The sequence below is a fragment of the Psychrobacillus sp. FSL K6-2843 genome, assembly GCF_038626375.1.
GTDB classification, from domain to species: domain Bacteria; phylum Bacillota; class Bacilli; order Bacillales_A; family Planococcaceae; genus Psychrobacillus; species Psychrobacillus faecigallinarum.
Map to the genome: position 1 here is coordinate 3,168,088 of NZ_CP152021.1, position 23,125 is coordinate 3,191,212.

Here is a 23,125-nt window from a genome sequence, read left to right on the forward strand (position 1 = left end):
AGCACCTACTTGCAATACTTATGTAACTCAATGCTAGCCTAAAAAAGCAATTTGTACCGGAGGATGTAATATTATTCAAAAAAAATAAATTATAAAGTATAATAGATGTGTATTAATTAAATTAATTTCAAGGGGTTAAGATATGGTTTCCAACAAAATGAATGCACAAAAACTGGCTTATGAGTACATTCAGGAACGTATGCTGGATGGTACTTATAAAGGCGGCATGAAACTCGTAGAAGAACGTCTTGCAGAAGAGATCGGTGTTAGTCGCACACCCATTCGTGAAGCAATTAAAAGATTAGAGCAAGAAGGATTAATTAAAAATAAACATATCTATAGTCCTACTGCACAAGATTTAATATACATATATGAGATGCGCATTGTACTAGAAAGTTTTGCAGCAAAAAGAGCAGCGAAAAATATGACATCAGAAAAGTTAATAGAACTCGAGAACACCATAAAGCAATCTCGTAATTCGCTTATGGAAGGGCAGTCAAAAAAAATATACACTTCAAACCAACGCTTTCATGAACTAATTATACATGAATGCCAAAATCCTTTAATGATTGAAAGATTAGAAAAAGCTCAGACAGTTTTCTATTTGTTTAGCCTAAAGCTTGATATATATAATCGTCCGCATTTAATAGATGAGCATGAAGAAATTTACAATGCGATTAAGAATAAGAATGAACAACTTGCCGGTGAACTCATGACCAAACATTTATATAAAGACATGAATTTCACACTAGAGATTATTGGCAGAAAAGGACAGTATTAGAGCGATTCAAACTATACGATTGAATCGCTCTAAATTTTTTTTAACAATAATATTTAAATACTTATCTTGATCGAATCGCTATTTAACTTCAAAAGGGTCTTCGAAAAAAGAAAGCTTTAATTGAGTGACTTGTTATTGATTGCTAAAATCAAATTGATCATTTGGTACATCTAATGTATGTCTGTTGCATTACTGTACCATTGCCAGTCCAAGTAATATTTGTAGTACTTTCTCGATAATTCACCTCTATCGCAATTCCTCTTACAGAGTCGATGTCTCTCTGTGAACTATTCTTCTACGGTAACCTATTCACATCATAGGATGCCAATAAACTCCATACCTAGCAAATGCGATAAATACAAATTTAAATCCCTTTAATAATTTTCTATAAAATCTCTTATTTATATTCACAGTATACTTCAATATATTTCAAGCAATAATCCCCATTGTAATAACCTTCAGAACCTCTTCTAAATTATCTATTCCCCTAAGAAAATGGCCATTGCAAAAAAAAGCTGAGCCATACTCTGGAAATGCGACCTTTACTGGAATAACTTAATTTATTGTCTCAGTTATTAAGAATAACTTTTTTTCTTCAAAACATTTCTTATTAACAATCAATTTGATGATCAAAAATAGTTAATGATTATATATCCTCATATGTATAATTTTTAATGTGTACAAACAACTAAAGATTGTAGTAGAATGAATAATGTTGTTTTGCATACAAAAAAGTTTATTTTGTATGCAAAAATATCTTTTTTAATTAGTGCTAATTATCGCATAAGAAAGGAGAATAAGTATGACGCAGTATAATTTAGAAGAATTGAGGTTGCTCAATCAAGTGCTACTTGCCCTTTTTCTCGTAGCTGATTTTGCACTTTTACTCTTTTTTTATAATAGTCCATTCCCTTGGTTTGCCCTAATAGGTTCTGGAATTGGTTTAGCCATCATTGTTTTTTGTTGGGCAGGAAGAAAATACACTATTTTTATAGCTTCATTACTTGTTTTTTCAGCTCTTCATACGATTGTTTATAATTGGAGCTCTATTGTGCATTAAAAGAAGAATAATTTTTGCACTTTTTTTATTTAATTAGTTAAATAAAAAATCATAAATTTATGGGAGGTATTATTATGTCAGAACAAGAAAATAAAAATTCCGTTTTAGACAAACGTTCTTCTAGACGTACGTTTATCAAAAATTCTGGTTTGACGGTTGGTGGTGTTGTTTTAGGTGGAGCTTTAGGAAGTCTTTTAATAAAAGATGATAAATCAACAACTACTGAAACTCATAATCACGCAGCAACGCCTACTGCTAATCCAAATGTAGCTCTAATGTTCTTCACGCCAAACCAATACCAAGTTACTCAAGCAGCTGTGGAACGTATTTTCCCTGAAGATGCAAATGGCCCTGGAGCCAAAGAACTGAACGCTGCTATTTATATTGATCACCAATTGGCTGGTCCATGGGGTTCTAACGTAAAAGATTATCGTTTAGGTGCTTTTTATAAAGCTGAAGAAAACCAAGGTCCACAAACGAAAATTCTACGTAAAGATCTATTTCTAGCTGGTTTAAATAGCTTAAACACCTATAGTAACGAACAATTTGAACTTGACTTTAAAGATTTAGAAGCTACTCAACAAGATGAAGTTCTTCTTGCTTTTAGTGAAGGTAAAGTTGAATTATACGGAAAAGTTTCTTCTTCCCAGTTTTTCAGTTTGCTACGTACATTAACTCTTGAGGGTGTATATGCAGACCCAATGTATGGTGGTAATAATAAAATGGAGGGCTGGAGTATGCGTAAGTATCCAGGTTCTCGTATGCAATACGTGGCTGAAATACAAGATGACAAATTTATCGAACTTGAACCACAAAGTTTAAATTCTCATATGGGACATTAATAATTGAAGGGACTGACATATAAATGGTTACAAAATTACCTAAAGTACCTGTCGTAGTAGTAGGGATGGGATGGGCTGGTGGAATCGTCTCAGCTGAACTAACGAAAGCAGGAATAAGTGTTGTTGGATTAGAACGGGGTAAAGACCGGACAACAGCTGATTATATAATGGGACATGATGAACTTCGTTACCAACATCGAACAGAGCTAATGCAGGATCTTTCAAAAGAAACGATTACTTATCGTAATACATTATCAGGTAAAGCTTTACCGATGCGTCAATACGGTACATTCATAGTAGGAGACGGAGTTGGTGGTGCAGGTAGTCACTGGAATGGACAAACTTATCGCTTCCTACCCTATGATTTCGAAATTCGTACGAAAACAATTGAGCGTTACGGAATCGATAAAATTCCTGCTTGGATGGAAGGTCTAAGCGACTGGGGTCTAACTTATGATGAGATGGAACCATATTATGATACATTCGAAAAAATGGCTGGTATATCAGGGGAAACAGTAGAACTATGGGGGAAACGTACTAATCCATATCCAACGCCTCCTTTAGTGAAAACACCATTAATGAAAGAATTTGAAAAAGCAACAACAAGCTTAGGATACAAACCTTTTGTTATGCCTGCAGCCAACCTTTCTGAAGCATATACAAATCCAGATGGTATCTCTCGTGGCGCATGCCAATACTGTGCATATTGTGAAAACTTTGGATGTGAATATGGAGCAAAAGGTGACCCTGCTGTAACAGTAATTCCGGTTGCAAAACAAACAGGTAAGCTAGAACTTCGTACACATTCTAATGTTTTAGAATTAACCAATAATGGTGGCAAAGCAACCGGAGTTATTTACGTTGATATGCTAACGGGAGAAAAATTTGAGCAGCCTGCCGATGTAGTTGTAGTTGCAAGCTATGTATTCAACAATGCTCGTTTACTTCTAAATTCTGGTCTAGGTACTCCTTATGATCCAAAAACAGGTAAAGGAACAATTGGTAAAAACTACTGTTATCAAATAACAGCTGGAGGTTCTCAGCTATTCTTTGAGGACAGAGAGTTTAATCTATACGGTGGTGCTGGAGCATTAGGCATGGAGATTGCTGAATATATGGGTGATAACTTTGACCATTCTGAAGTGGACTTCATACACGGTGCTGGCATTCGTTCAACACAATATGGGGACCGTCCAATTGCAGTAAACCGTGTACCTGCTGGAACACCAACCTGGGGTGCGGAGTTTAAAGAAAAATCTATTAAATACGCTAACTCAAACTTCCCAGTTAAAACACAAGGTGCTTCTTTACCACATAAAGAAAATTACCTGGATCTCGACCCAGAATTTAAAGACGAATTTGGATATCCATTACTACGTATGACATATGAGTATACAGATAATGATCGTGCGATGGGTAAATACATGTCAACAATCACGCGCAAAATTGCAGAAGAAATTGGTGCAGATATTATTGATACAAGTGAAGAACAAGCTCCATTTAACGTAAACAAAGATACCAACACACATAACACAGGCGGTGTTATTATGGGTGCTGACCCAGCAACATCTGCTCTTAACACATACCTACAAATGTGGGAAGCTGAAAACGTATTTGTGGTAGGTTCATCTGCATTCCCACATAATAGTTGCTTCAATCCAACTGGCACACTTGGTGCTCTTTCGTATCGTGCATCTGAAGGAATTCAAAAATACCTAAAAGAAGGCGGAATACTAGTTAAAGCATAATAACAGCTAGTTGTACTATAAATGAGCTCTTGACTCGCATACAATTTGCGATCAGGAGCTTTTTATAAAATGTTAAAGTGTATAGATTTTCTATAAAATAACGTTTGAGCGAAGAGCTGCCTCCCTCACCTTTAACATTGCCTCATTAAAATAAAAAGAAAAAACAACCTATTGGAAATTTCCATAGGTTGTTTTACTTTATGTACTATCTAGTTTTTTTCTTCCGAATACAATAAAAAAATAAGTGGAGGCAATTAAATACAAAATGCCTGTAATTGTAAATGTATAGGCATAGCCCCAGTAGAATCCAAAGGTCATCACTAATCCTGTTGAAATTGCCCCTGTGCTGGCCCACCCAACATTAAAGACCATTTGGTTCACGGAATTCGCCAGACCTTTATATTTATCCTGTACCAAATCCATCGCTATTGCGCTCTGTATAGGATTTCCAGCATTCATAAGCGCTTGGCGCATGAGAAAGGCAATAGAAGCAATCACAAGAGAATTAGTGTAGCCAGTTATAAATAGGAAGGGAATAGATAACAGTTGAAAGATAACCAATGCCTTTACCTTACCCACCCGTTTGACTAAAGCTGGCCCTAGTAGCATAGCTATGGCAGTCATAGCAGAACCTAACGACAAAATAAGACCTATATACGAATTGGATGCTCCAAAACGATTAGAAAAATATAAATTTAAATACGGGATAACCAATCCAGAGCCGGTACCAATTAGTAGATTGGCAAAGCCAAACAATATGATTATCTTTAAATTTTTACGAAAGCCACTTGGCCCTTCTTTGCTATCCGCTACCTGGTCAGCAGCCATTTCCTTTGCTTTCACTGTCTGTAATCGTAGGAGTGGCAAGAGACCAAGTGTGAATATAACAGCCCCTAAAATTAACACGTATTTAATGGAATTGACAACTGAAATATCTCCAAAAGTATGGAGCATATCTGCCATAACCCCTCCACCAAGACTTCCGATAACACCAGCTACCGTCATAAGAGAAAAATGAATGCTAAAGAGATGCATCCGCTCACTCGCTTTGGAGTTCTCCGCCAAAAAAGGAACTCCTGATACTTGGACGAGTGCCATAAAAAGGCCGGTGAAAAAAGCTGCATAGATTAAAGACTGCTCCCCAATCATTAAACTTCGATAAAACAACGTAAAAGAAGCAACGACAGCACCGATAATAATAATTTTCTTTCTTCCAAATCGATCGCTTAAAAATCCAGCAGGGACTAGCATAAGCGCAGAGGCCAAGGAGGTCATTGCAATTATTTTTCCGTTTAATGTTTCAGGATAACCAAGCTCTTTTATGTACAAATTGTACATTACAGAAAAAACACCCATTCCAATCTGGATGAGTACATTCGCTAGCATAAACATTTGGATATTCAGGTTAAACGTTGCAATCTTCTTTTTCCAGTCTGCAAGCCAAGGAATCATATTTAAGACCTCCTCTATTTTATTTCGATACACTAAATATACGATGTGCGTTAGAAAAATACAATCTATAAAATATTAATATTTTATAAGTTCTATTTCCTCGTTTGACTTAGATGGCTTGGCTCACATAGCTATTTAACAAATAAAAAGTATATTTACTGATGAGCACAGTGATAGCACTAAAAAAAGGGAATACCCCCTCTCGCCTTATGCGTGAGGAGATACTCCTGCTTGTAGCTTATACATTTGTTCATAACGACCTTGTAGTTGCAGCAACTCGTCATGAGTACCACTTTCTACAATTTCACCACGATCTAATACTAAAATACGGTCAGCATTCTTAATAGTAGAAAGTCTATGTGCGATGATGAAGGTAGTTCTTCCTTTTTTCAATACATCCATCGCATGCTGGATAATTTCTTCTGTTTCAGTATCAATATTAGAGGTTGCTTCATCTAGTATTAGAATAGCCGGGTCGAACGCAAGTGCTCTCGCAAAGGATACAAGCTGTCTTTGACCGGATGATAGTGTGCTTCCCTTCTCAATCACCGGTTCATCTAGCCCTTTTTCAAGATTTTTTAATACTCTCTCTCCACCCACTGCTTCTAACGCAGCCTCTACCTTTTCTCGTGAAATACTTGGGTCATTTAAGCTGACATTTGTTTCAATAGTACCTGAGAATAAATATGGGTCCTGTAATACAATTCCCATATGATTACGAATTGTCTGTCTCGGTAGTGAAGTGATATCTATTCCATCTATTAAAATTTTCCCTTTTGTTGGGTCATAGAATCGGAATAACAAATTCATAATAGAGCTTTTTCCCGATCCTGTATGCCCTACTAGGGCAACTGTTTCTCCCTTGTTCGCGACAAAGTTCAAGTTTTTTAATACATAATCATTTTCTTTATAGGCAAAGGATACGTTTTGAAACTCCACATTTCCTTCGTATCGTTCCATTCGATTATCTTCTACTTTTTCACCGTTTTCATCCAAAAGCTCAAATACTCTGCTTCCAGCCACAAGTGAACGCTCTAGTTGTGCAAACTGATTTACTATTCCTGTAATCGGATTAAATAACCTAGTCGTATAATCTACGAATGCATAAAGTAAACCGGCAGATACGATTGCACCAGGTTCCATTGACTGGCTCCCAAACACCAAAATAAATAGAGCGAACATGATAGACCGTAGAACCTGGACCAAATTAAAGGATGTAGCAGAATCCAGTTTTAAGAGCTTACGCTGATAATTGTAATGCTCTTCATTCATCTCCTCAAACTCACGATCCATTTGCTTCTCTCGTTTAAAAGCTTGAATGATGGACATTCCTTGAATTGATTCATTTAACATAGCATTCATATCTGCAATCTTTGTTCGAACAATATGATTATACTGGGATGCATATCTTCGATAAGCAAGCATCCATATATAAACTATTGGTACAACAAACAATGCGATTGCTGCCATTTTTACATCTAATATGAACATTGCTATATAAACTCCAGTAATAGAAATAATACTGGTAGCAAACTGTGATAGTACCTGGACATAAAGATTGCGAATGGCTTCCGTATCATTCGTCACACGAGCTACTACCTTACCTGCAGGCAAGTTATCAAAATACTGTATAGGTAAAGTTTGAATGTGCTGAAAAACATCATTACGAAGCTTCTGAACAACGCGATTCGCTCCAACCTGCAAGTTAATGAACATAAAATATCTAAAAACTGCTGTGACGATACTTAAGCCAAAGAATACTGCTAGGAGCATTAGAATCGGCTCTAGATCGATAGCACCCGATGTAATGTGATCATCAAGGATTTTTTTTGCGATAAAAGGTCCTGTTAAGTCAGCAATTACAGCGATAGTTAGAAAGATTAAACCAAGAACAATTGGTTTTTTATAAAATAACGCATAATGGTAGAGTCGTTTTCCTGTACTCATGACGACACCCCCTCAAGCTGTTGACGATCATATTGTTCCTTGTACCAACCATTTTGCTTTAGAAGTTCCTCATGCGTACCTTGTTCTATAATGATTCCTTCATCTAAAACGATGATTTGGTCGGCATGCTGAATGCCTGACAAACGATGCGTCGTAATAATTGTTGTCTTCCCACTACGTTCATTTTGTATATTTTCAATAATTTTCGCTTCTGTTTTAGCATCCACTGCTGAGAGTGAATCATCTAATAGAAGAATCTCTGGATTTTTAATAAGTGCACGGGCAATCGATACCCTTTGCTTCTGTCCACCAGATAAGGAAACCCCTTTTTCTCCAACCAAAGTCTCTAATCCCATTGGAAGATTCATTAAATCCTGCTGGAAGTGTGCTAAACGAATTGCTTCCTCTAGCTCTTCTTCTGAAGCATTTTCTTTCCCTAGAAGAATATTTTGACGTATCGTTCTGGAGAACAAAACATGATCCTGAGGGACATATCCAATCCAATCTAACACCTGATCCTTTGTTTGCTCTGAAATAGGAATATCCCCAATAGTCAGTTGACCAGCTCCTATTGGATATTCCTTTAATAGTTGCTTCATAAAGGTGGTTTTCCCCGAGCCTGTTTTACCAACAATTCCAAGCGTTTGACCTCTTTGTAGGTTCACACGGATATTTTCTAAATTTTTCACCTGAGACAATGGGTATTGAAAGCCCACCTCATCAAAACCGATAGACGTAACATCTTTTAGTTTGACTGGAGCAGTTGGGTCCTTGACATCCGCGTCGTAGTCCAACGTTTCCTGTACTCGATCAAGCGAGGCATTTCCTCTTTGCATAACATTTATCAGTTCACCGATAGCAAACATTGGCCAAATAGCCATACCAAGATATACGTTAAAAGTGATTAGATTTCCTACTGTCATTTCACCCTTAGAGACTAGATAAGCACCATATCCAAGTGCAACTACATAACTAATCCCCGTACCTACCTTAGTGATTGGTCCGAACAATGCATCAATGCGCTCTACTACCATGTTTTTTTGGTAAACCTCTTCACTCATGTCAGCAAAGTTCTTCTCATCGGCACGTTCTTGGACGTACGCACGAATTACTCTTACACCAGCGATAGACTCTAACACACGGTCATTTAAATCACCAAATGCATCCTGTGCAATCATATACTTTTCATGGATAATCTTACCTAAATATTGCATTATAAGTGCAAGAATTGGTATAGGTAATAGCGCAAAAAAAGTAAGCTTCCATGAAATAAGAAAACCCATTGCTAAGATAAGTGCTGCCATGTACATTGTCGAATCTATTAAGGTCATAATTCCAAAGCCGGCTGTAGTTGCTACTGCATTTAAATCATTTGTAGCACGGGCCATTAAGTCACCTGTACGATTTTTCTCGTAAAATGTCGGTGTCATGCTTAAAAACTTACGATTCAACTTAGTGCGTAAAATACGCTCAATAGAAATAGAACCACCAAATAATTGATACTGCCAAACATAATTCAAGATATATCCAACAATAATGATGCCTACAAAATAAATTACATATTTCAATAATAAGTCACTATTCATATTGCCTAGCGTAATCGTATCAATCGCTCTTCCTACTAGCCAAGGAGGCAAAATTTCAAATGCACTCGCAATGATTAGCACACCGACAGCGACTGTGTATCTTTTCCAATGATCTTTAAAAAACCACTTTAACTTAAATAATACTGAAAACATTCGTTTGTCCCTCTTTTCTTTCCTTTACATTTTTCGGCTATCCACCTTCAAGAGATTCCTTTATTAAGATTTGCTTTGCTCGTTGAATAATCATATTCAACACTCCCCCCTCATTTTATACACCAAAATTTGGAAATAATAGACACAAAAAAAGTGCATTACCCATGATACGGTAATGCACTTTAAAATAGACATAGTAATATTATGCTATTAAACAGTCATTTAGCGTCAAATGGTAGGTATGAACAAGCTATAAAATTATTTGCGATATCTTTTAAACGAATCATTATTCATACCTCCATTTCAAAATTATTTAGTGTCACTTAATATTATCTCAATAAAAGTTTCGTTGTCAATACATTTCGAAAAAATAGACAATTAAAATCATTCATCCTAATAAAGTATAGTCCATCTTTTCAGGATATTAAGCAGTAGGCACTCGTGCACAAGAATCTTAACTCTGTTAAATAATATGAAAAACAAAACCTAAAAATGCACTTAAAATTACTACCTTATATGGAGCCCATTTATAAATTACTAATAGAGTAATAGTGATTAATACAATTATAAAATCAGATGTTTCCTTTACAGCACTTGTAAAAACTGGATTATATAATGCAGCCAGAAGAATTCCAACAACCCCCGCATTTATACCTTTTAACGCATTTTGAATCCCTTTTTTGTTCCGTATAATCGACCAAAAAGGCAAAATACCGATTACCAAAAGAAACGATGGTAAAAAAATAGCGAAGGTTGCCAACAAGGCACCTGGAATTCCGGCAGTTGCATGTCCAAGGAAACTAGCGATTGTAAACAATGGTCCGGGTACTGCCTGTGCTGCCCCATATCCAGCCAAAAACACATCAGGAGAAAGCTCAACTTCTCGTTGAAGCATAGGAAGGACGACATGCCCTCCCCCAAACACTAAAGAGCCTACACGATAATAAGTGTCAAAAATAGAATAATAAACAGAATGGGTAAAAGGTTTTAGCAAGGGCAGAAAAATAAGAAGCCCAAAAAACAATAGCCAAGCAAATATGCTAGTTCTTTTTCCAAACGGAAGCACTATATTTGTATCAGTCTCATTACTATCTGAGCGAAAACATATATACCCAAACAACCCTGCCCCAATTAGAATGCTAAATTGTCCTACTATAGTTGGGATAAGTAAAGTTAAGATGGCACATGATATTGCAATAGAAATTCTTATACGATCTGGTGCCAGTGACTTTTGCATTCCAATTAAAGCATGAGCAACAATAGTAACAGCAACAATTTTCAAGCCCTGTAACCAACCACTATCGAATGAGCCAGTAGAAGATAGAAGTGCAGAAAATAGTACAAGCAATAGGACAGAAGGTAACGTAAAACCTAAAAAAGAAACGATTCCTCCAATTAGACCACCTCGCATAATTCCGATGGCTATGCCCACTTGAGAGGATGCGGGCCCAGGCAGGAACTGACAAACTGCTACAATATCTGCATACAGCTTCTCGTCAAGCCATTTTCTTTTCAGCACATATTCTTCCCGAAAATATCCAAGATGAGCTGCCGGACCTCCGAAAGATGTAAGTCCCAGCTTTGTTGAAGTCTTTGCTATTTCAATATACTTTTTCATTGTTTTTTACACTCCTCCCCAGCCTAAAAATTTATTCATGTAATAGGAAATATACACTTCAAGATTACAGTTGGGATAATAAAGTTTCAACATAAAGAAGAAAGATTTGTAATTTCTTTTTATATATTTTATTATTAAACCTAGAAACTATTTTTTAGAAAACAGGAGGTGTACACTTTGTTCTACCCCTCATTTGGGTTAGGGACAAAGTAATTATTTGGACATAGCCATACGGTTGACAGCATTTGCTGTCTTAATCGCACTCACTGCATTTTTCGTTGCAAGTGAATTCGCAATAGTAAAAGTAAGAACAACAAGAATCGATCAGCTTTTAGCTGAGGGAAACAAGAAAGCTATAAATGCTAAGAAGGTTGTTTCTAATTTGGATGAATACCTATCTGCTTGTCAGCTTGGTATTACCATCACCGCATTAGGATTAGGGTGGTTGGGAGAGCCTACTATAGAAAGAATATTACATCCAGCATTTGAGTATTTTGAGCTTCCTGAAAGTGTTTCTTCCATACTTTCATTTATCATTGCATTCTCATTAGTAACATTCATACATGTAGTAGTTGGAGAATTAACCCCTAAAACATTTGCTATACAACGATCTGAACAGATTACATTGGCAGTTGCCAAGCCTCTAGTCATCTTTGATAAAGTTATGTATCCTGTAATCCATGGTATGAATGGATCTGCACGTTTCTTAGCAACCAAGGTGTTTGGATTAGAGCCTGTTTCAGAATCAGAAGTAGCCCATTCAGAGGAAGAATTGCGTATGATTCTTTCCGATAGTTTTAAAGGTGGAGAAATCAATCAAGCAGAATATAAGTATGTAAATAAAATCTTTGAATTTGATGATCGCATAGCGAAGGAAATTATGGTACCTAGAACTGAAATTACTTCTATTGATAAGGATTTAACTCTTAGTGAAGTATTTGAAGTAGTAGGCGTCGAACAATTTACAAGATATCCTGTAACTGACGGAGACAAAGACCATATCATTGGACTAGTTAATATGAAAAATCTTTTAACTGCCTTCATACGTGATCCTGCAAATGCCTCTACTCCAGTAGTAGACTATATGCAACCAATTATTCGAGTGATTGAAAACATGCCTATCGCTGATTTATTACTTAAAATCCAACGTGAACGTATTCATATGGCCATCTTAATGGATGAATACGGCGGTACTTCTGGTCTTGTCACGATTGAAGATATCATTGAGGAAATCGTAGGTGATATCCGCGATGAGTTTGACACAGATGAGCTACCTGAGGTTCAGAAGGTTGCAGAAAACCATTATATAATTGACGCTAAAATGTTAATTGAAAGTTTAAATGACTTACTCAATATTAATATCGATGAAGAAGATATTGATACTATTGGTGGGTGGTTTATGACAAAAAGCTACGATGCTGTCAGTGGTGAAAAGCTCCTAGAACAGGGGTATGAATTTACTGTCAAAGAAATCGACGGACATCATATTCAATACTTAGAAGTTGTAAAAGCTCCTGATGAACAAGAGGAGCAAGAAGAATCCATAGAAGAATAAATAATACACCATAAAATAGAGGCTGGGACAAAACCCGCCTTATAAATTCAAGAGTCCCGGAAATTTACCTATTAGTAAATTTCCGGGACTCTTTTCTACTACATAGTCGGTGTTCTCCTGGTGCACGGGTCGAGCCTGTAGTCTGAATCAATTTCATAATTACTATTAACGATAGAAAAAAATTAATAGTTAAAAGGAGTGCTATGATAATTACAGCACTCCTTTCTTCTCATAACATATTCTTTGGAAATTGTCCTCTCATTGACCACTTGACTCAGTCAAACCATGCTTAACTGCATATAATGCAGCCTGAGTACGGTCTTGGACCTGTAGCTTTGAAAAAATATTGGAAATATGGGTTTTTACTGTTTTCTCAGTCACAAACAACGAAGAAGCAATCTCACGGTTACTTTTACCTTTTGTTAGCTCTGCTAGCACATCCTGTTCCCTTGGAGTTAGAGGATATTCCTCATGCGGCAGCACTTCTCTTGGCTCATTTTCTTTTTCCATTTGACTAGTTGCCTCTGGGTGGATAGTGTTTTCACCACGCATTAATTTCCTAATAGCTTCAGCTAAATCGTCCGGCTCGATATCCTTTAGCTGATATCCTGATGCTCCTGCTTTTAAAGCTGGTATCACATGATCCCTGTCAGAAAAACTTGTTAGCATTAGTATTTGAATAGAAGGATACTTTACTTTAATTCTTTTGGTAGCTTGAATGCCATCCATTTCCGGCATAACTAGATCCATTAAAATTATGTCCGGCTTCAATGTTTCTGTCAGTTCTACAGCTTCTTTTCCATTAGTTGCTTCCCCTACGATATCCATATCTTTTTGTGTTTTCAAAAAGAACATTAATCCTCGTCTAACTACATGATGGTCATCAGCTATAAATACTCTGATCATCTTTATCCCCCCTAATAAGGTAATCGGACTAAAATTTCTGTCCCTTTGTTTGCTTCAGTCACCCAGTCTACTGTGCCACTGACAGAGTTTGCGCGATCCTTCATGCTTTGTAATCCAATAGAAGGAAGCATTCTTAAATCTTTCATATGAAATCCGCATCCCTCATCCTTTACGACCAATAAAACATCTGTAGAGGTAACCGTCACATAAATTTCCGCTTTTAATACCCCTGAATGTTTACGAATATTATTTAATGCTTCTTGGGCAATTCGAAATAATGTTTCCTCAATTTTTGCTGGGAGGTTGATAACCCCCTTCACTTGAATATTTAGGGTTAAACCCAATATGTCTCCATAGCCCTTTAACCCTTCTATTATTCCAGTTTCTAATCCCCTCGGGCGGAGCTGCCAAATAAGTGCGCGCATTTCAGTTAATGCTTCCTGGGTTAAATATTGAATCTCTTTAAACGTTCCCTTCACCTCAGGCTGTTCTGTCATTTCTATACCACCACGAGCAGTCAAGGTTACCGAAAAAAGCAATTGGTTTACAGAATCATGTAAATCTCGAGCTAATCTATTTCTTTCTTGCACTAGAGCTACCTGCTGCTCCTGCTTGGTCAGCAAAATTCGTTTAATCGCCGAGCCTATTTGAAAGGCGACCGATTCTAATAGAGCTAACTCCCCATCCTCAAAGCGGACTGTATTGGCTGTAGCAACATTTAATAGTCCAAAGCATTCCTGTCCAGATTGTAAAGGAACCGTAGCATGATGTGTAATCTCTTCTTCAATAACCTCTTTAGTTTTATTAGCATTTTCAATCCGTTGACATTCGATTATATTAGAGGCTTTTTTCAACTCTCCATTTCGAAATCTAGAAACACACCAACAGCCACCCTTTTGTAGGTGACGACAGTTATTTTGTTCTAAAGTATTCGGGAGATTTTCATGAGCAATTAACTCCTGCTTTCCTTTTTCTCCAATAAAAAAAATCCAGCCTGTCTCAAAAATGGTACCCTCCAATAGCTTTCGAAGTGCTCCCTGTAGCATTTGTTCCATTTCTGTCTCTTCATTTAAAAGTTCTGCTATTTCCTTCAACAGCTCTATATTGGAAAGTTCCTTCGATTGCATTTCAATTCCTCCATCTAACCTACCTGTTATATTCATCTTATCATGGAAAAGGTCTACCTATAAATAATAGAAGCATCATACTTTTGACTGAAAATAAGAATAGAGCGAGCAACTATGCTTCCAAATAAGCAATTCGCAAGACTTAAGCGGATAACTAAACAGGTCGGCGAAGATGATATTTCATTTGGCACCACTGATAGTATATCTTTGGAGAAACTACCCGTAGCATTTTTATCTATAAAAAAAGGCTATCTTAAAGATTAGGAATTTAAAATACTCACAAAAAATGACCTAGAAAATGTATCTCCAAGCTCATTTTACTTTGATGTCTGTTTTTTTACTAAAGCACCGGTTAGTATAACAAGAAAGAACCCCCCCCTTCTAAAATGGGTTTCCTCACCATTCTTAAAAACTTTCAGGTATTCTTAAATTGATTTTGTATAAACTGTCGCTATAGTTTAAGAAAAAAGCTTTACTCCCTCTAGAAGTAAAGCACCCGGTAGTGAAAAGTCTTTTTCTAATTACTATGTTTAACCCTAAATTCAACGTTTGCTTTTATAATATATTTTTTCTCTTGTTCAGTTTCCTCATTTGCTATAATATAAAAATCTGCAATGCCATTTACAACATAACGTCCTTCCGGAAATTCCTGATTCATAATTTGCCTCATAAAATCTATATATTCTTTTTTATCCTTTGAATCGTATCCGCCACTTCCACTATATTCTGCACGGAGTGGTTCCCCTTTTAATAGTTTAGTGCTTAATAATGGTTGATCCATGCCGTATCCAATTTCATAATTTCTCTTAGTCTCAATCATTGGGAAAGAAAATGGTGAAGCTGAATGAAAAATTTCAATCTCTTCTTTACCGCCTGTATATTCTAATTCCGCATAAATTTTTATAGGTTCATTCTTACCGTATTCTGCTTTTTCTGTAACAAGTCGATATACAAAATCTTCTTCTAGGACCTCGGCTTTTGTATCTAATGGTTGGGTTTCAGACGGTTCGTTATCAACCTTCTCATTATCGTTTTGTTGGCAACCAAATAAACCAATTGATATAAACATAAAGGATATAATTAAATTAATTTTTTTCAAAATCATCACCTCTTTTATAATTAGACAGAATTTTGAAGTTTTCGTTTCAATTACTCTTGTCCTTTAACATACCAAAAAAAACAGATTTTTTTTAAATTCGTCCTTATGACTTTCTCATTACCTATTTAACATTTGATTGGAGCGGCAGGCGGCGACTCCGGTGGGACGAGAGACAGATAAGACATTACAAAACGACGCGCAAGCGACGGTGATGGCTTATCGCTCACCCCACGGAAAGCGTCCGCCGAGAGCGGAAATCAACCATCTAAAGTTCATGACTTACATGTAAATATATAATTTTTCGCTAAAAAAAGGCACTGAATAAAATAATTCAGCGCCTTGTCTCTACTCTAAATATTGATTTAAATTACTAGAAAATGATTCTTTAATCGCTTCAAGCTTTTGCTTACTTTCCTCTGCAGATTCACTTATTACCCCAAAATAATATTTTACTTTAGGCTCAGTACCGCTAGGTCGTACACAAACCCAGGAACCATCTGCCAAAAAGTATTTCAACACATTAGAAGATGGCAATAAAATCTGTTCTTGCTCTCTGCCGTCTGTAAATGTTCTTAAAGATGATAAATAATCTTCTTGAGACAACACCTCTATACCTGCAATTTCCTTTATAGGGTTCACTCTTATTTGCTCCAGTAGATTAGCAATTGCCTTTGCACCGCTTACCCCTTTTTTTGTAACAGACACTAAGCCTTCTAGATAATAGCCATGTCTTTCATAAAGATTGTTTAAGACATCAACTAATGTCAGCCCTTGCTGTTTATAGTAGGCAGCTGCTTCTACTAATACCAATACACTTTGTACAGCATCCTTGTCTCGTGCGAAGTCCTTCACTAAATAGCCATAGCTCTCTTCATAACCAAATAGAAATTCAAATTCCTTCGTTTCCTCATATTTTTTAATTTTCTCTCCGATAAATTTGAAGCCAGTTAACACGTCCTCTGTGCTTGCTCCGTAGTATTCAGCGATTACTCTGCCTAAATCGGATGTAACTATCGTTTTAAACACTCGACCGTTTGCAGGCATCGTCCCTTTTTCCTTGCGCATCATCAATAAGTATTCTATTAAGATAGCACCGGTTTGGTTGCCTGTTAGAAGCTTATAGCCACTATCAGTCTTAACCGCTGCTCCCACTCTGTCTCCGTCAGGATCTACAGCCATTAGTAAATCTGCACCATGCTTTTCACCATATTGAATAGCATATTCAAATGCACTTTTCTCTTCCGGGTTAGGAGAAACAACGGTTGGAAATTCTCCATTTGGTTCCATTTGTTCATTCACATAAAAGATATGCTTATAGCCTGCTTCGCTTAATATTCGCTGGACTGTCTTCCCAGAAGCACCATGCAAGGGCGTAAAGACTACCTTTAAATCTGTTTTTTGAGCAAGAGTTGAATTCTCTTGGACAGTTTTTAGAGACTCTATGTAAGAAGCATCTATGCTTTCGTCTAAATAAACGATGAGCTCCTCATTGACTTCATCATTTTTAATAGATAGTGCATCTCCTGCTTTTTTTACATATTCTATTACCGAATCTGCATCCAATAAATTTAATTGTGCACCGTCTTGTCCATATACCTTGTAACCGTTATATTCTGGTGGATTATGACTTGCTGTAATTACAATTCCCATATAGGCATTTAGCTCTCTAACAGAAAAAGATAGCTGGGGGGTTGTTCTAGGCTCCGTATATACATAGGCCTTTACCCCTCCAGCAGCTAGTGTTCGAGCTGCTTCCTTGGCAAATTCGGGTGAAAATCTTCGACTGTCATAGGCAATCACTACACCGCGATTCATTGCCTCTGTCCCAGCCGCTTTTATATATTCCACTAAACCAGTAGTAGCCTTGCGAACCGTATAATTATTTATACGGTTCGTTCCAGCTCCTATTTCTCCCCTCATTCCACCAGTACCAAATTCCAAATCACGATAAAAAGCATCCTCTTGTCTTTTTTCATCATTTGCTAAAAGCTTGAGGTCGTCCTTCCATACAGCTTCCATTTCATTTACACTATTCCATTGCTCGAAGAGTTTTTTATAGGACATATATCTCTGCTCCATCCATCATTTTTTATAATCTATACTGTATACATCATGTCGACGATCTTTTAAATGCTTCACGGTGCCGTCTTGACGCTGTCTTCTTAAAATTTCTAAATCTACGTCTCCGATTAAAACCATTTCCACATTAGGCTCTGTTTCCCCAACAATGCCGTCACGAGCAAATTCAAAGTCTGAAGGTGCAAATATTGCTGATTGAGCATACTGAATATCCATATTCTCTGTTTGCGGTAAATTTCCTACAGTCCCAGAGATTACTGTATAGATTTGATTTTCAATAGCGCGCGCCTGTGCACAATATCGTACTCTTAAATAGCCCTGGCGATCTTCTGTACAAAATGGAGTGAAAATAATATTTGCGCCCATATCTGTCGCAATTCTCGCAAGTTCAGGAAATTCAATATCATAGCATATTTGAATTGCAATCTTCCCACAGTCTGTATCAAATACTTGAACAGAATCTCCAGCACTGATTCCCCACCATTTTCTTTCGTTAGGAGTAATATGAATTTTATATTGCTTATCAATAGATCCATCACGGTGGAATAAGTATGCAATATTATAGATTTCCTCATTTTCTTCTTCAACAAAATGAGATCCTGCAATAATATTAATGTTATATCTTACCGCAAGATCAGAGAAAAGTTCCATATATTGAGGAGTGTACTCTGTTAACTTACGTACAGCTTGACTAGGCGACTGTTCATCTAAAAAAGACATTAGCTGTGTTGTAAAGATTTCCGGAAATACAACAAAGTCAGATTGAGCATCAGAAGCAACATCTACAAAGTATTCACATTGATTAGCAAATTCCTCAAAAGAGTTAATCTTCCGCATCATATATTGAACTGCACAAATACGTACTGGATAGCTCGTCTTAAAGTGACGCTTAGACAGAGGAATATAATCGACATTATTCCATTCCATTAAAGTTGCATATTTAGCAGAAGCAACATCATCTGGTAAATAGTTTGGATTAATACGCATTAGCGTAAACCCATTCATAAGCTGGAATGTTAAAACAGGATCATATATTTTATGGCGTGATACGGCTGTTACGTATTCTCTAGGTGACATTTCATCTGCATGCTTGTGATAATACGGTATACGGCCACCAATTATGATAGATTTTAAATTGAATTGGCGAGCAATATCCTTTCTACCTTCGTATAGTCTCTGCCCTACTTTCATGCGTCGATAATTCGGATGCACCATTACTTCAATACCGTACAGATTGTATCCGTCGGGATTATGATTTGTGATATATCCCTCATCCGTCACATCAGACCAAGAGTGACGATCATCATACTCATCAAAATTTATAATAAGACTTGAACAGGAGCCAATGACTTTACCATCTAATTCGGCTACTAACTGCCCTTCTGGAAAAATCGTTAAGTGACTTTTTAAATGTTCAACCTTCCATGGCTCCATACCCGGAAAACAAAAACTAGATATTTCTAATATAGAATCTATATCTGAGAAAGTCATTTCTCTTATAATCATACTTTTTTCAAACTGTGACAAATCAAATTCTTCCGACATTTTACCGCTCCTCTTTTAAATACTATGTTTCATTATATAACTCTTTCTGTCACATATAAAATATTTTACATGCCCTTTCCAAACGCTTATAATTTAATTTGAGTTCAAAGCATTTCAAAGGAGCATACTATGACAAAGAAAATCGAAAATATTCTGTTATTCATGTGGTCTGTAGCTTTTGTTGCAACACTTGGTTCCTTGTATTTTTCTGAGGTACGACAATACGAGCCATGCGAGTTATGCTGGTATCAAAGGATTCTCATGTATCCGCTAGTGATTATACTAGGTATAGCTATTTTACAAAAAAATGTTAAAATTGCCGCCACTACACTTACATTTTCTATAATAGGATTATGCTTCTCTATTTATCATTATAGTCTTCAAAAGTTGGCTTTTTTACAAGATGTAGCTCCTGCTTGCGGTAGAGTCCCATGTACTGGGGAATATATAAATGTATTCGGCTTCATCACTATCCCGTTTTTGGCATTGGTAGCGTTTCTGTTAATCGCAATTAGTAGCTTAGTTATTTTAAAGAGTATCAAGGAGGACAAGTAATATGAAGAAAATCGCCATTATCGGTGGAGTAATAGTATTAGTTTTTGTACTAATTTTTGTTTTAAACAGTCAAAAAAATAAAAATGCTTTAGAGGACAATCCCTATGATACAGACAATCTAAAGCAATCTACAATTGACTTACTCGATGATCCAAACTATCAAAACATTATTTTACCAAAGGATCTAAATGAAAAGATTGAAAAGGGTGAAACCTTTACGGTCTATTTCTTCAGTCCAGAATGCTCACACTGTAAGGAAATGACGCCAAGATTAACACCAATTGCTGAGGAAAATAATGTTGAGATATTCAAATACAATATTTTAGAGTATGAACAAGGATGGGATGATTTTAATATCAAAGGTACACCTACTTTAGTTCATTTTGAAAATGGAAAAGAAGTGGCTCGTATGCCAAATGCTCAGCCAAACGAAAATATTCAAGCATTCTTTGATCAAGTTGTATTAAAATAAAGAAAAAGGTCATGTCTAATTGGCATGACCTTTTTTAAAGGAGAGAGATTATGCAACATATACTTACTTATACAGTACAAGAGGACGGCTTGACTATTGACCAGCTTCTTCAAACTAAATGGAAACTCGGTAAAAAGCTTATTCACGAGTTACGCATGCAAAAAGCAGTAACTGATCAAGATGGGGAACTCTTACAATGGAAATTACCTCAACAGAAGGGAAATGTTTTAAATTTCAAATGGGAAGCAGAATCCTCTAACTATCTCCCATCCAATCAAATACCATTGTATGTAGCATATGAGGACGACTATATATTAATCGTCTCAAAGCCACGAGGGGTTGCAACACATCCAAATGAACAAGGACAAAATCATACTTTGATGAATACTGTTAGCCACTATTTACAAAGCAAGGGACATCAATATGGTGAGCATGTTCATCGAATTGATGAAGGTACAAAAGGATTGGTAGTAGTTGCAAAAAATCCAATCGCTAAAGGGATGCTAGATCGAATGATCGAACAAAAGGAAATTGTACGTACTTATGAAGCGATTGTGGAAGGACAAATGAAGAGCAATCATGGAACGATTCGTGCAGCTATAGGCACTGATCGTCATCATCCTACTAGAAGACGTGTATCTCCTTCTGGACAATTAGCCATCACTCACTATGAAGTAGTAGGCAGAGATGAACAATTTACAAAGGTTCATGCTATTTTAGAGACGGGTCGCACTCATCAAATTCGAGTACATTTAGCTCATCTAGGACATCCTATTGTCGGTGATGATTTATATGGAGCAAAAAAATCACCTACAAAAACGTATGAATTACATGCATTCAAGGTACAGTTTAAGCATCCTATTACAGGACAAATGATTATTGCTGAGGATAAACGATAAAAGATTATCCTCTTATATACTAACTATGATACAAAAACATCCAATTGAAATAATTGGGTGTTTTTTTAGTTAAGAAATATATAGATGAATAACTTCATATTTCCTATTTTATCTTTCTAAACGAACAAGATCTTTACACTTTCACTGATTAAAGTTTAATTGATTTCCTCTTTTTGGATTATCTATCTCACTTTCCAACAGAATCGCCGTCTATCTGCTCACAGAAGAAAAATCCAAATAGCCATCGTTCGGTTTGTGTAGACATTTACTTAATATCCTAATATAATATGATTATAAAAATTAAAAAACACGAACATTAAGGTGGTTTATATGTTAAATTATTCGATGGTTTTCCAAGGCACAGCTTTTACTAGCAGCACACCAAAGGAAGTAAAAATTCTTAAAGACAATCTGTTTTGTATAAATGGAGAAGGGTTAATTGAACGGATAGTATCTCCTGCAAATCCTGAATATCAAGCCATATTAGATATTTATCTACATAAAGAAAATTTTCATCGTCTAGAAGAAGGACAATATATTCTACCTGGGTTTGTTGATCTTCATGTTCATGCTCCACAATGGGCACAGGCAGGAACTGCATTAGACCTCCCTTTATATGATTGGTTAAACAGCTATACGTTTCCGATCGAATCCAAGTTTGCAGATTTGAATTTTGCTAAAAATGTGTATGAGGAAGTGGTCAATACCTTATTAGCGAACGGTACAACAACCGCTTTATATTTTGCTACAGTACACAAGGAAGCAAGCATTTTATTGGCTGAAATTTGTGCACAAAAAGGACAGCGTGGCTTAGTTGGAAAAGTTGTCATGGACAATCCAGATCAGACTCCTAATTATTATCGTGATGCTAATACCCAAACTGCCCTAACAGATACAGAGGATTTTATCATAGCCGTTAAGGAGTTAGGAGAGAAAACAAAACAAGGAGTGTATCCAGTCGTGACGCCTCGTTTTATACCAAGCTGTACAAATGAGGCTTTAAAGGGCTTAGGTGAATTAGCAGTAAAATATGATACTCATATTCAATCGCATTGCAGTGAAAGTGACTGGGAGCATGGCTATGTTCAGGATCGTTTTCAAAAAAATGACGCGCATGCCTTACATGATTTTGGTCTTTTAACCGAGAAATCTGTTATGGCACATTGTAATTTTCTTGATGATGCTGATGCTGATCTTTTTGCACAAACTGGTACCGCGGTAGCGCATTGCCCTGTATCCAATGCCTATTTTGCAAACAGTGTTATACCTATAGCACATCTACATTCTAAGAAAGTAGAGATTGGATTGGGCTCTGATATTTCGGGAGGCTTTTCTCCTAGCCTATTCGATAATGCTCGTCAGGCAGTTATTTCTTCTAGAATGCTAGAGGATGGAGTGGACAAAAACCTTCCGCCAACAAAACGTGGTGTTCCAAACTCACGTATTACTATTAATGAAGCATTTTACCTTGCCACGGCCGGAGGTGGCGAAAGCTTAAGTCTTCCTATAGGACGTATTCAAGAAAAATATACATGGGATATTCAAATTATAGATACAAAGCTTCCGTCAGCAAAGCTTCCTCTATTTGAAGTAAAAGAGAGTCTAGAAGATATCTTCCAAAAAATAATGTACCTTGTCCGTCCAGAAAACATTCAAGAAGTATGGGTACAAGGCGAAAAGGTACATTCTCGAAAATAGTAA

General features: G+C 36.5%; 18 protein-coding genes. 9 read left to right on the forward strand and 9 right to left on the reverse strand.

The window, feature by feature from the left end:
- The first annotated feature begins 157 nt into the window (after positions 1–157).
- The 4 genes from MKY94_RS16075 (at position 158) to MKY94_RS16090 (ending at position 4,431) form a co-directional block, all read left to right on the forward strand.
- Entirely contained in the window at positions 158–781 is a 624-nt protein-coding gene (locus MKY94_RS16075) for a GntR family transcriptional regulator (protein ID WP_342577378.1), read from the forward strand.
- A gap of 802 nt (positions 782–1,583) precedes the next feature.
- Complete coding sequence (locus MKY94_RS16080; protein ID WP_144541741.1) at positions 1,584–1,841, forward strand: hypothetical protein; 258 nt, start codon at positions 1,584–1,586, stop codon at positions 1,839–1,841.
- A 74-nt stretch (positions 1,842–1,915) separates the two neighbouring features.
- Positions 1,916–2,683 carry a gluconate 2-dehydrogenase subunit 3 family protein gene (locus MKY94_RS16085; protein ID WP_144541739.1) on the forward strand — a complete coding sequence of 256 codons (768 nt, stop codon included), beginning with the start codon at positions 1,916–1,918 and terminating at the stop codon, positions 2,681–2,683.
- A 23-nt stretch (positions 2,684–2,706) separates the two neighbouring features.
- Positions 2,707–4,431: a GMC family oxidoreductase gene (locus tag MKY94_RS16090; protein WP_144541737.1), complete on the forward strand. Its 1,725-nt coding sequence runs from the start codon at positions 2,707–2,709 to the stop codon at positions 4,429–4,431.
- Positions 4,432–4,629: 198 nt separating this feature from the next.
- On the opposite strand, the gene MKY94_RS16095 is transcribed toward MKY94_RS16090, so the two are convergent.
- From MKY94_RS16095 to chrA, 4 genes are all read right to left on the reverse strand, one after another.
- Positions 4,630–5,883, reverse strand: a complete 1,254-nt coding sequence (locus tag MKY94_RS16095) for an MFS transporter (RefSeq protein ID WP_191697587.1) — start codon at positions 5,881–5,883, stop codon at positions 4,630–4,632.
- Positions 5,884–6,090: 207 nt separating this feature from the next.
- Positions 6,091–7,830 carry an ABC transporter ATP-binding protein gene (locus tag MKY94_RS16100; protein WP_151112992.1) on the reverse strand — a complete coding sequence of 580 codons (1,740 nt, stop codon included), beginning with the start codon at positions 7,828–7,830 and terminating at the stop codon, positions 6,091–6,093.
- Positions 7,827–9,569 carry an ABC transporter ATP-binding protein gene (locus MKY94_RS16105; RefSeq protein WP_191697586.1) on the reverse strand — a complete coding sequence of 581 codons (1,743 nt, stop codon included), beginning with the start codon at positions 9,567–9,569 and terminating at the stop codon, positions 7,827–7,829. The genes MKY94_RS16100 and MKY94_RS16105 overlap by 4 nt, the downstream gene beginning before the upstream one ends.
- Before the next feature lie 463 nt (positions 9,570–10,032).
- The gene (chrA, locus tag MKY94_RS16110; protein WP_154310044.1) at positions 10,033–11,187 is read right to left on the reverse strand and encodes a chromate efflux transporter; all 1,155 of its coding nucleotides are present in this window, start codon (positions 11,185–11,187) and stop codon (positions 10,033–10,035) included.
- A gap of 217 nt (positions 11,188–11,404) precedes the next feature.
- On the opposite strand from chrA, the gene MKY94_RS16115 reads away from it, so the two are divergent.
- Positions 11,405–12,742 (forward strand): hemolysin family protein, encoded by a 1,338-nt coding sequence (locus MKY94_RS16115; RefSeq protein WP_186318279.1) that lies wholly within the window; start codon positions 11,405–11,407, stop codon positions 12,740–12,742.
- Positions 12,743–13,000: 258 nt separating this feature from the next.
- Here the strand turns inward: MKY94_RS16115 and MKY94_RS16120 are convergent, their stop codons facing one another.
- From MKY94_RS16120 to MKY94_RS16140, 5 genes are all read right to left on the reverse strand, one after another.
- Positions 13,001–13,648 (reverse strand): response regulator transcription factor, encoded by a 648-nt coding sequence (locus MKY94_RS16120; RefSeq protein ID WP_342577381.1) that lies wholly within the window; start codon positions 13,646–13,648, stop codon positions 13,001–13,003.
- Between the two features lie 11 nt (positions 13,649–13,659).
- Positions 13,660–14,775: a GAF domain-containing sensor histidine kinase gene (locus tag MKY94_RS16125; RefSeq protein WP_342578695.1), complete on the reverse strand. Its 1,116-nt coding sequence runs from the start codon at positions 14,773–14,775 to the stop codon at positions 13,660–13,662.
- A gap of 517 nt (positions 14,776–15,292) precedes the next feature.
- Positions 15,293–15,874 carry a hypothetical protein gene (locus MKY94_RS16130; protein ID WP_342577382.1) on the reverse strand — a complete coding sequence of 194 codons (582 nt, stop codon included), beginning with the start codon at positions 15,872–15,874 and terminating at the stop codon, positions 15,293–15,295.
- 345 nt (positions 15,875–16,219) lie between these two features.
- Positions 16,220–17,938: a phospho-sugar mutase gene (locus MKY94_RS16135; RefSeq protein WP_342577383.1), complete on the reverse strand. Its 1,719-nt coding sequence runs from the start codon at positions 17,936–17,938 to the stop codon at positions 16,220–16,222.
- 18 nt (positions 17,939–17,956) lie between these two features.
- The gene (locus MKY94_RS16140; RefSeq protein ID WP_144541937.1) at positions 17,957–19,498 is read right to left on the reverse strand and encodes a carbon-nitrogen hydrolase family protein; all 1,542 of its coding nucleotides are present in this window, start codon (positions 19,496–19,498) and stop codon (positions 17,957–17,959) included.
- 129 nt (positions 19,499–19,627) lie between these two features.
- Between MKY94_RS16140 and MKY94_RS16145 the strand changes: the two genes are divergently transcribed.
- From MKY94_RS16145 to guaD, 4 genes are all read left to right on the forward strand, one after another.
- Entirely contained in the window at positions 19,628–20,053 is a 426-nt protein-coding gene (locus tag MKY94_RS16145; protein ID WP_151112984.1) for a disulfide oxidoreductase, read from the forward strand.
- A 1-nt stretch (position 20,054) separates the two neighbouring features.
- Positions 20,055–20,525 (forward strand): thioredoxin family protein, encoded by a 471-nt coding sequence (locus MKY94_RS16150; protein WP_342577385.1) that lies wholly within the window; start codon positions 20,055–20,057, stop codon positions 20,523–20,525.
- 50 nt (positions 20,526–20,575) lie between these two features.
- A complete protein-coding gene (locus tag MKY94_RS16155; protein WP_225321641.1) occupies positions 20,576–21,424 on the forward strand; it encodes an RluA family pseudouridine synthase in 849 nt (282 codons plus the stop codon).
- A gap of 330 nt (positions 21,425–21,754) precedes the next feature.
- Positions 21,755–23,122 carry a guanine deaminase gene (gene guaD, locus MKY94_RS16160; RefSeq protein WP_342577387.1) on the forward strand — a complete coding sequence of 456 codons (1,368 nt, stop codon included), beginning with the start codon at positions 21,755–21,757 and terminating at the stop codon, positions 23,120–23,122.
- The last annotated feature ends 3 nt before the right edge of the window (positions 23,123–23,125 follow it).

What these genes read in the sequence shown, in the direction of transcription:
- MKY94_RS16135 (WP_342577383.1), bottom strand. Translation starts at nt 17,938, where the DNA reads ATGTCCTATAAAAAACTCTTCGAGCAATGGAATAGTGTAAATGAAATG.
- MKY94_RS16085 (WP_144541739.1), top strand. Translation starts at nt 1,916, where the DNA reads ATGTCAGAACAAGAAAATAAAAATTCCGTTTTAGACAAACGTTCTTCT.
- MKY94_RS16150 (WP_342577385.1), top strand. Translation starts at nt 20,055, where the DNA reads ATGAAGAAAATCGCCATTATCGGTGGAGTAATAGTATTAGTTTTTGTA.
- MKY94_RS16145 (WP_151112984.1), top strand. Translation starts at nt 19,628, where the DNA reads ATGACAAAGAAAATCGAAAATATTCTGTTATTCATGTGGTCTGTAGCT.
- MKY94_RS16105 (WP_191697586.1), bottom strand. Translation starts at nt 9,569, where the DNA reads ATGTTTTCAGTATTATTTAAGTTAAAGTGGTTTTTTAAAGATCATTGG.
- MKY94_RS16090 (WP_144541737.1), top strand. Translation starts at nt 2,707, where the DNA reads ATGGTTACAAAATTACCTAAAGTACCTGTCGTAGTAGTAGGGATGGGA.
- MKY94_RS16100 (WP_151112992.1), bottom strand. Translation starts at nt 7,830, where the DNA reads ATGAGTACAGGAAAACGACTCTACCATTATGCGTTATTTTATAAAAAA.
- chrA (WP_154310044.1), bottom strand. Translation starts at nt 11,187, where the DNA reads ATGAAAAAGTATATTGAAATAGCAAAGACTTCAACAAAGCTGGGACTT.
- MKY94_RS16075 (WP_342577378.1), top strand. Translation starts at nt 158, where the DNA reads ATGAATGCACAAAAACTGGCTTATGAGTACATTCAGGAACGTATGCTG.
- MKY94_RS16140 (WP_144541937.1), bottom strand. Translation starts at nt 19,498, where the DNA reads ATGTCGGAAGAATTTGATTTGTCACAGTTTGAAAAAAGTATGATTATA.
- MKY94_RS16125 (WP_342578695.1), bottom strand. Translation starts at nt 14,775, where the DNA reads ATGCAATCGAAGGAACTTTCCAATATAGAGCTGTTGAAGGAAATAGCA.
- MKY94_RS16080 (WP_144541741.1), top strand. Translation starts at nt 1,584, where the DNA reads ATGACGCAGTATAATTTAGAAGAATTGAGGTTGCTCAATCAAGTGCTA.
- MKY94_RS16155 (WP_225321641.1), top strand. Translation starts at nt 20,576, where the DNA reads ATGCAACATATACTTACTTATACAGTACAAGAGGACGGCTTGACTATT.
- MKY94_RS16120 (WP_342577381.1), bottom strand. Translation starts at nt 13,648, where the DNA reads ATGATCAGAGTATTTATAGCTGATGACCATCATGTAGTTAGACGAGGA.
- guaD (WP_342577387.1), top strand. Translation starts at nt 21,755, where the DNA reads ATGTTAAATTATTCGATGGTTTTCCAAGGCACAGCTTTTACTAGCAGC.
- MKY94_RS16095 (WP_191697587.1), bottom strand. Translation starts at nt 5,883, where the DNA reads ATGATTCCTTGGCTTGCAGACTGGAAAAAGAAGATTGCAACGTTTAAC.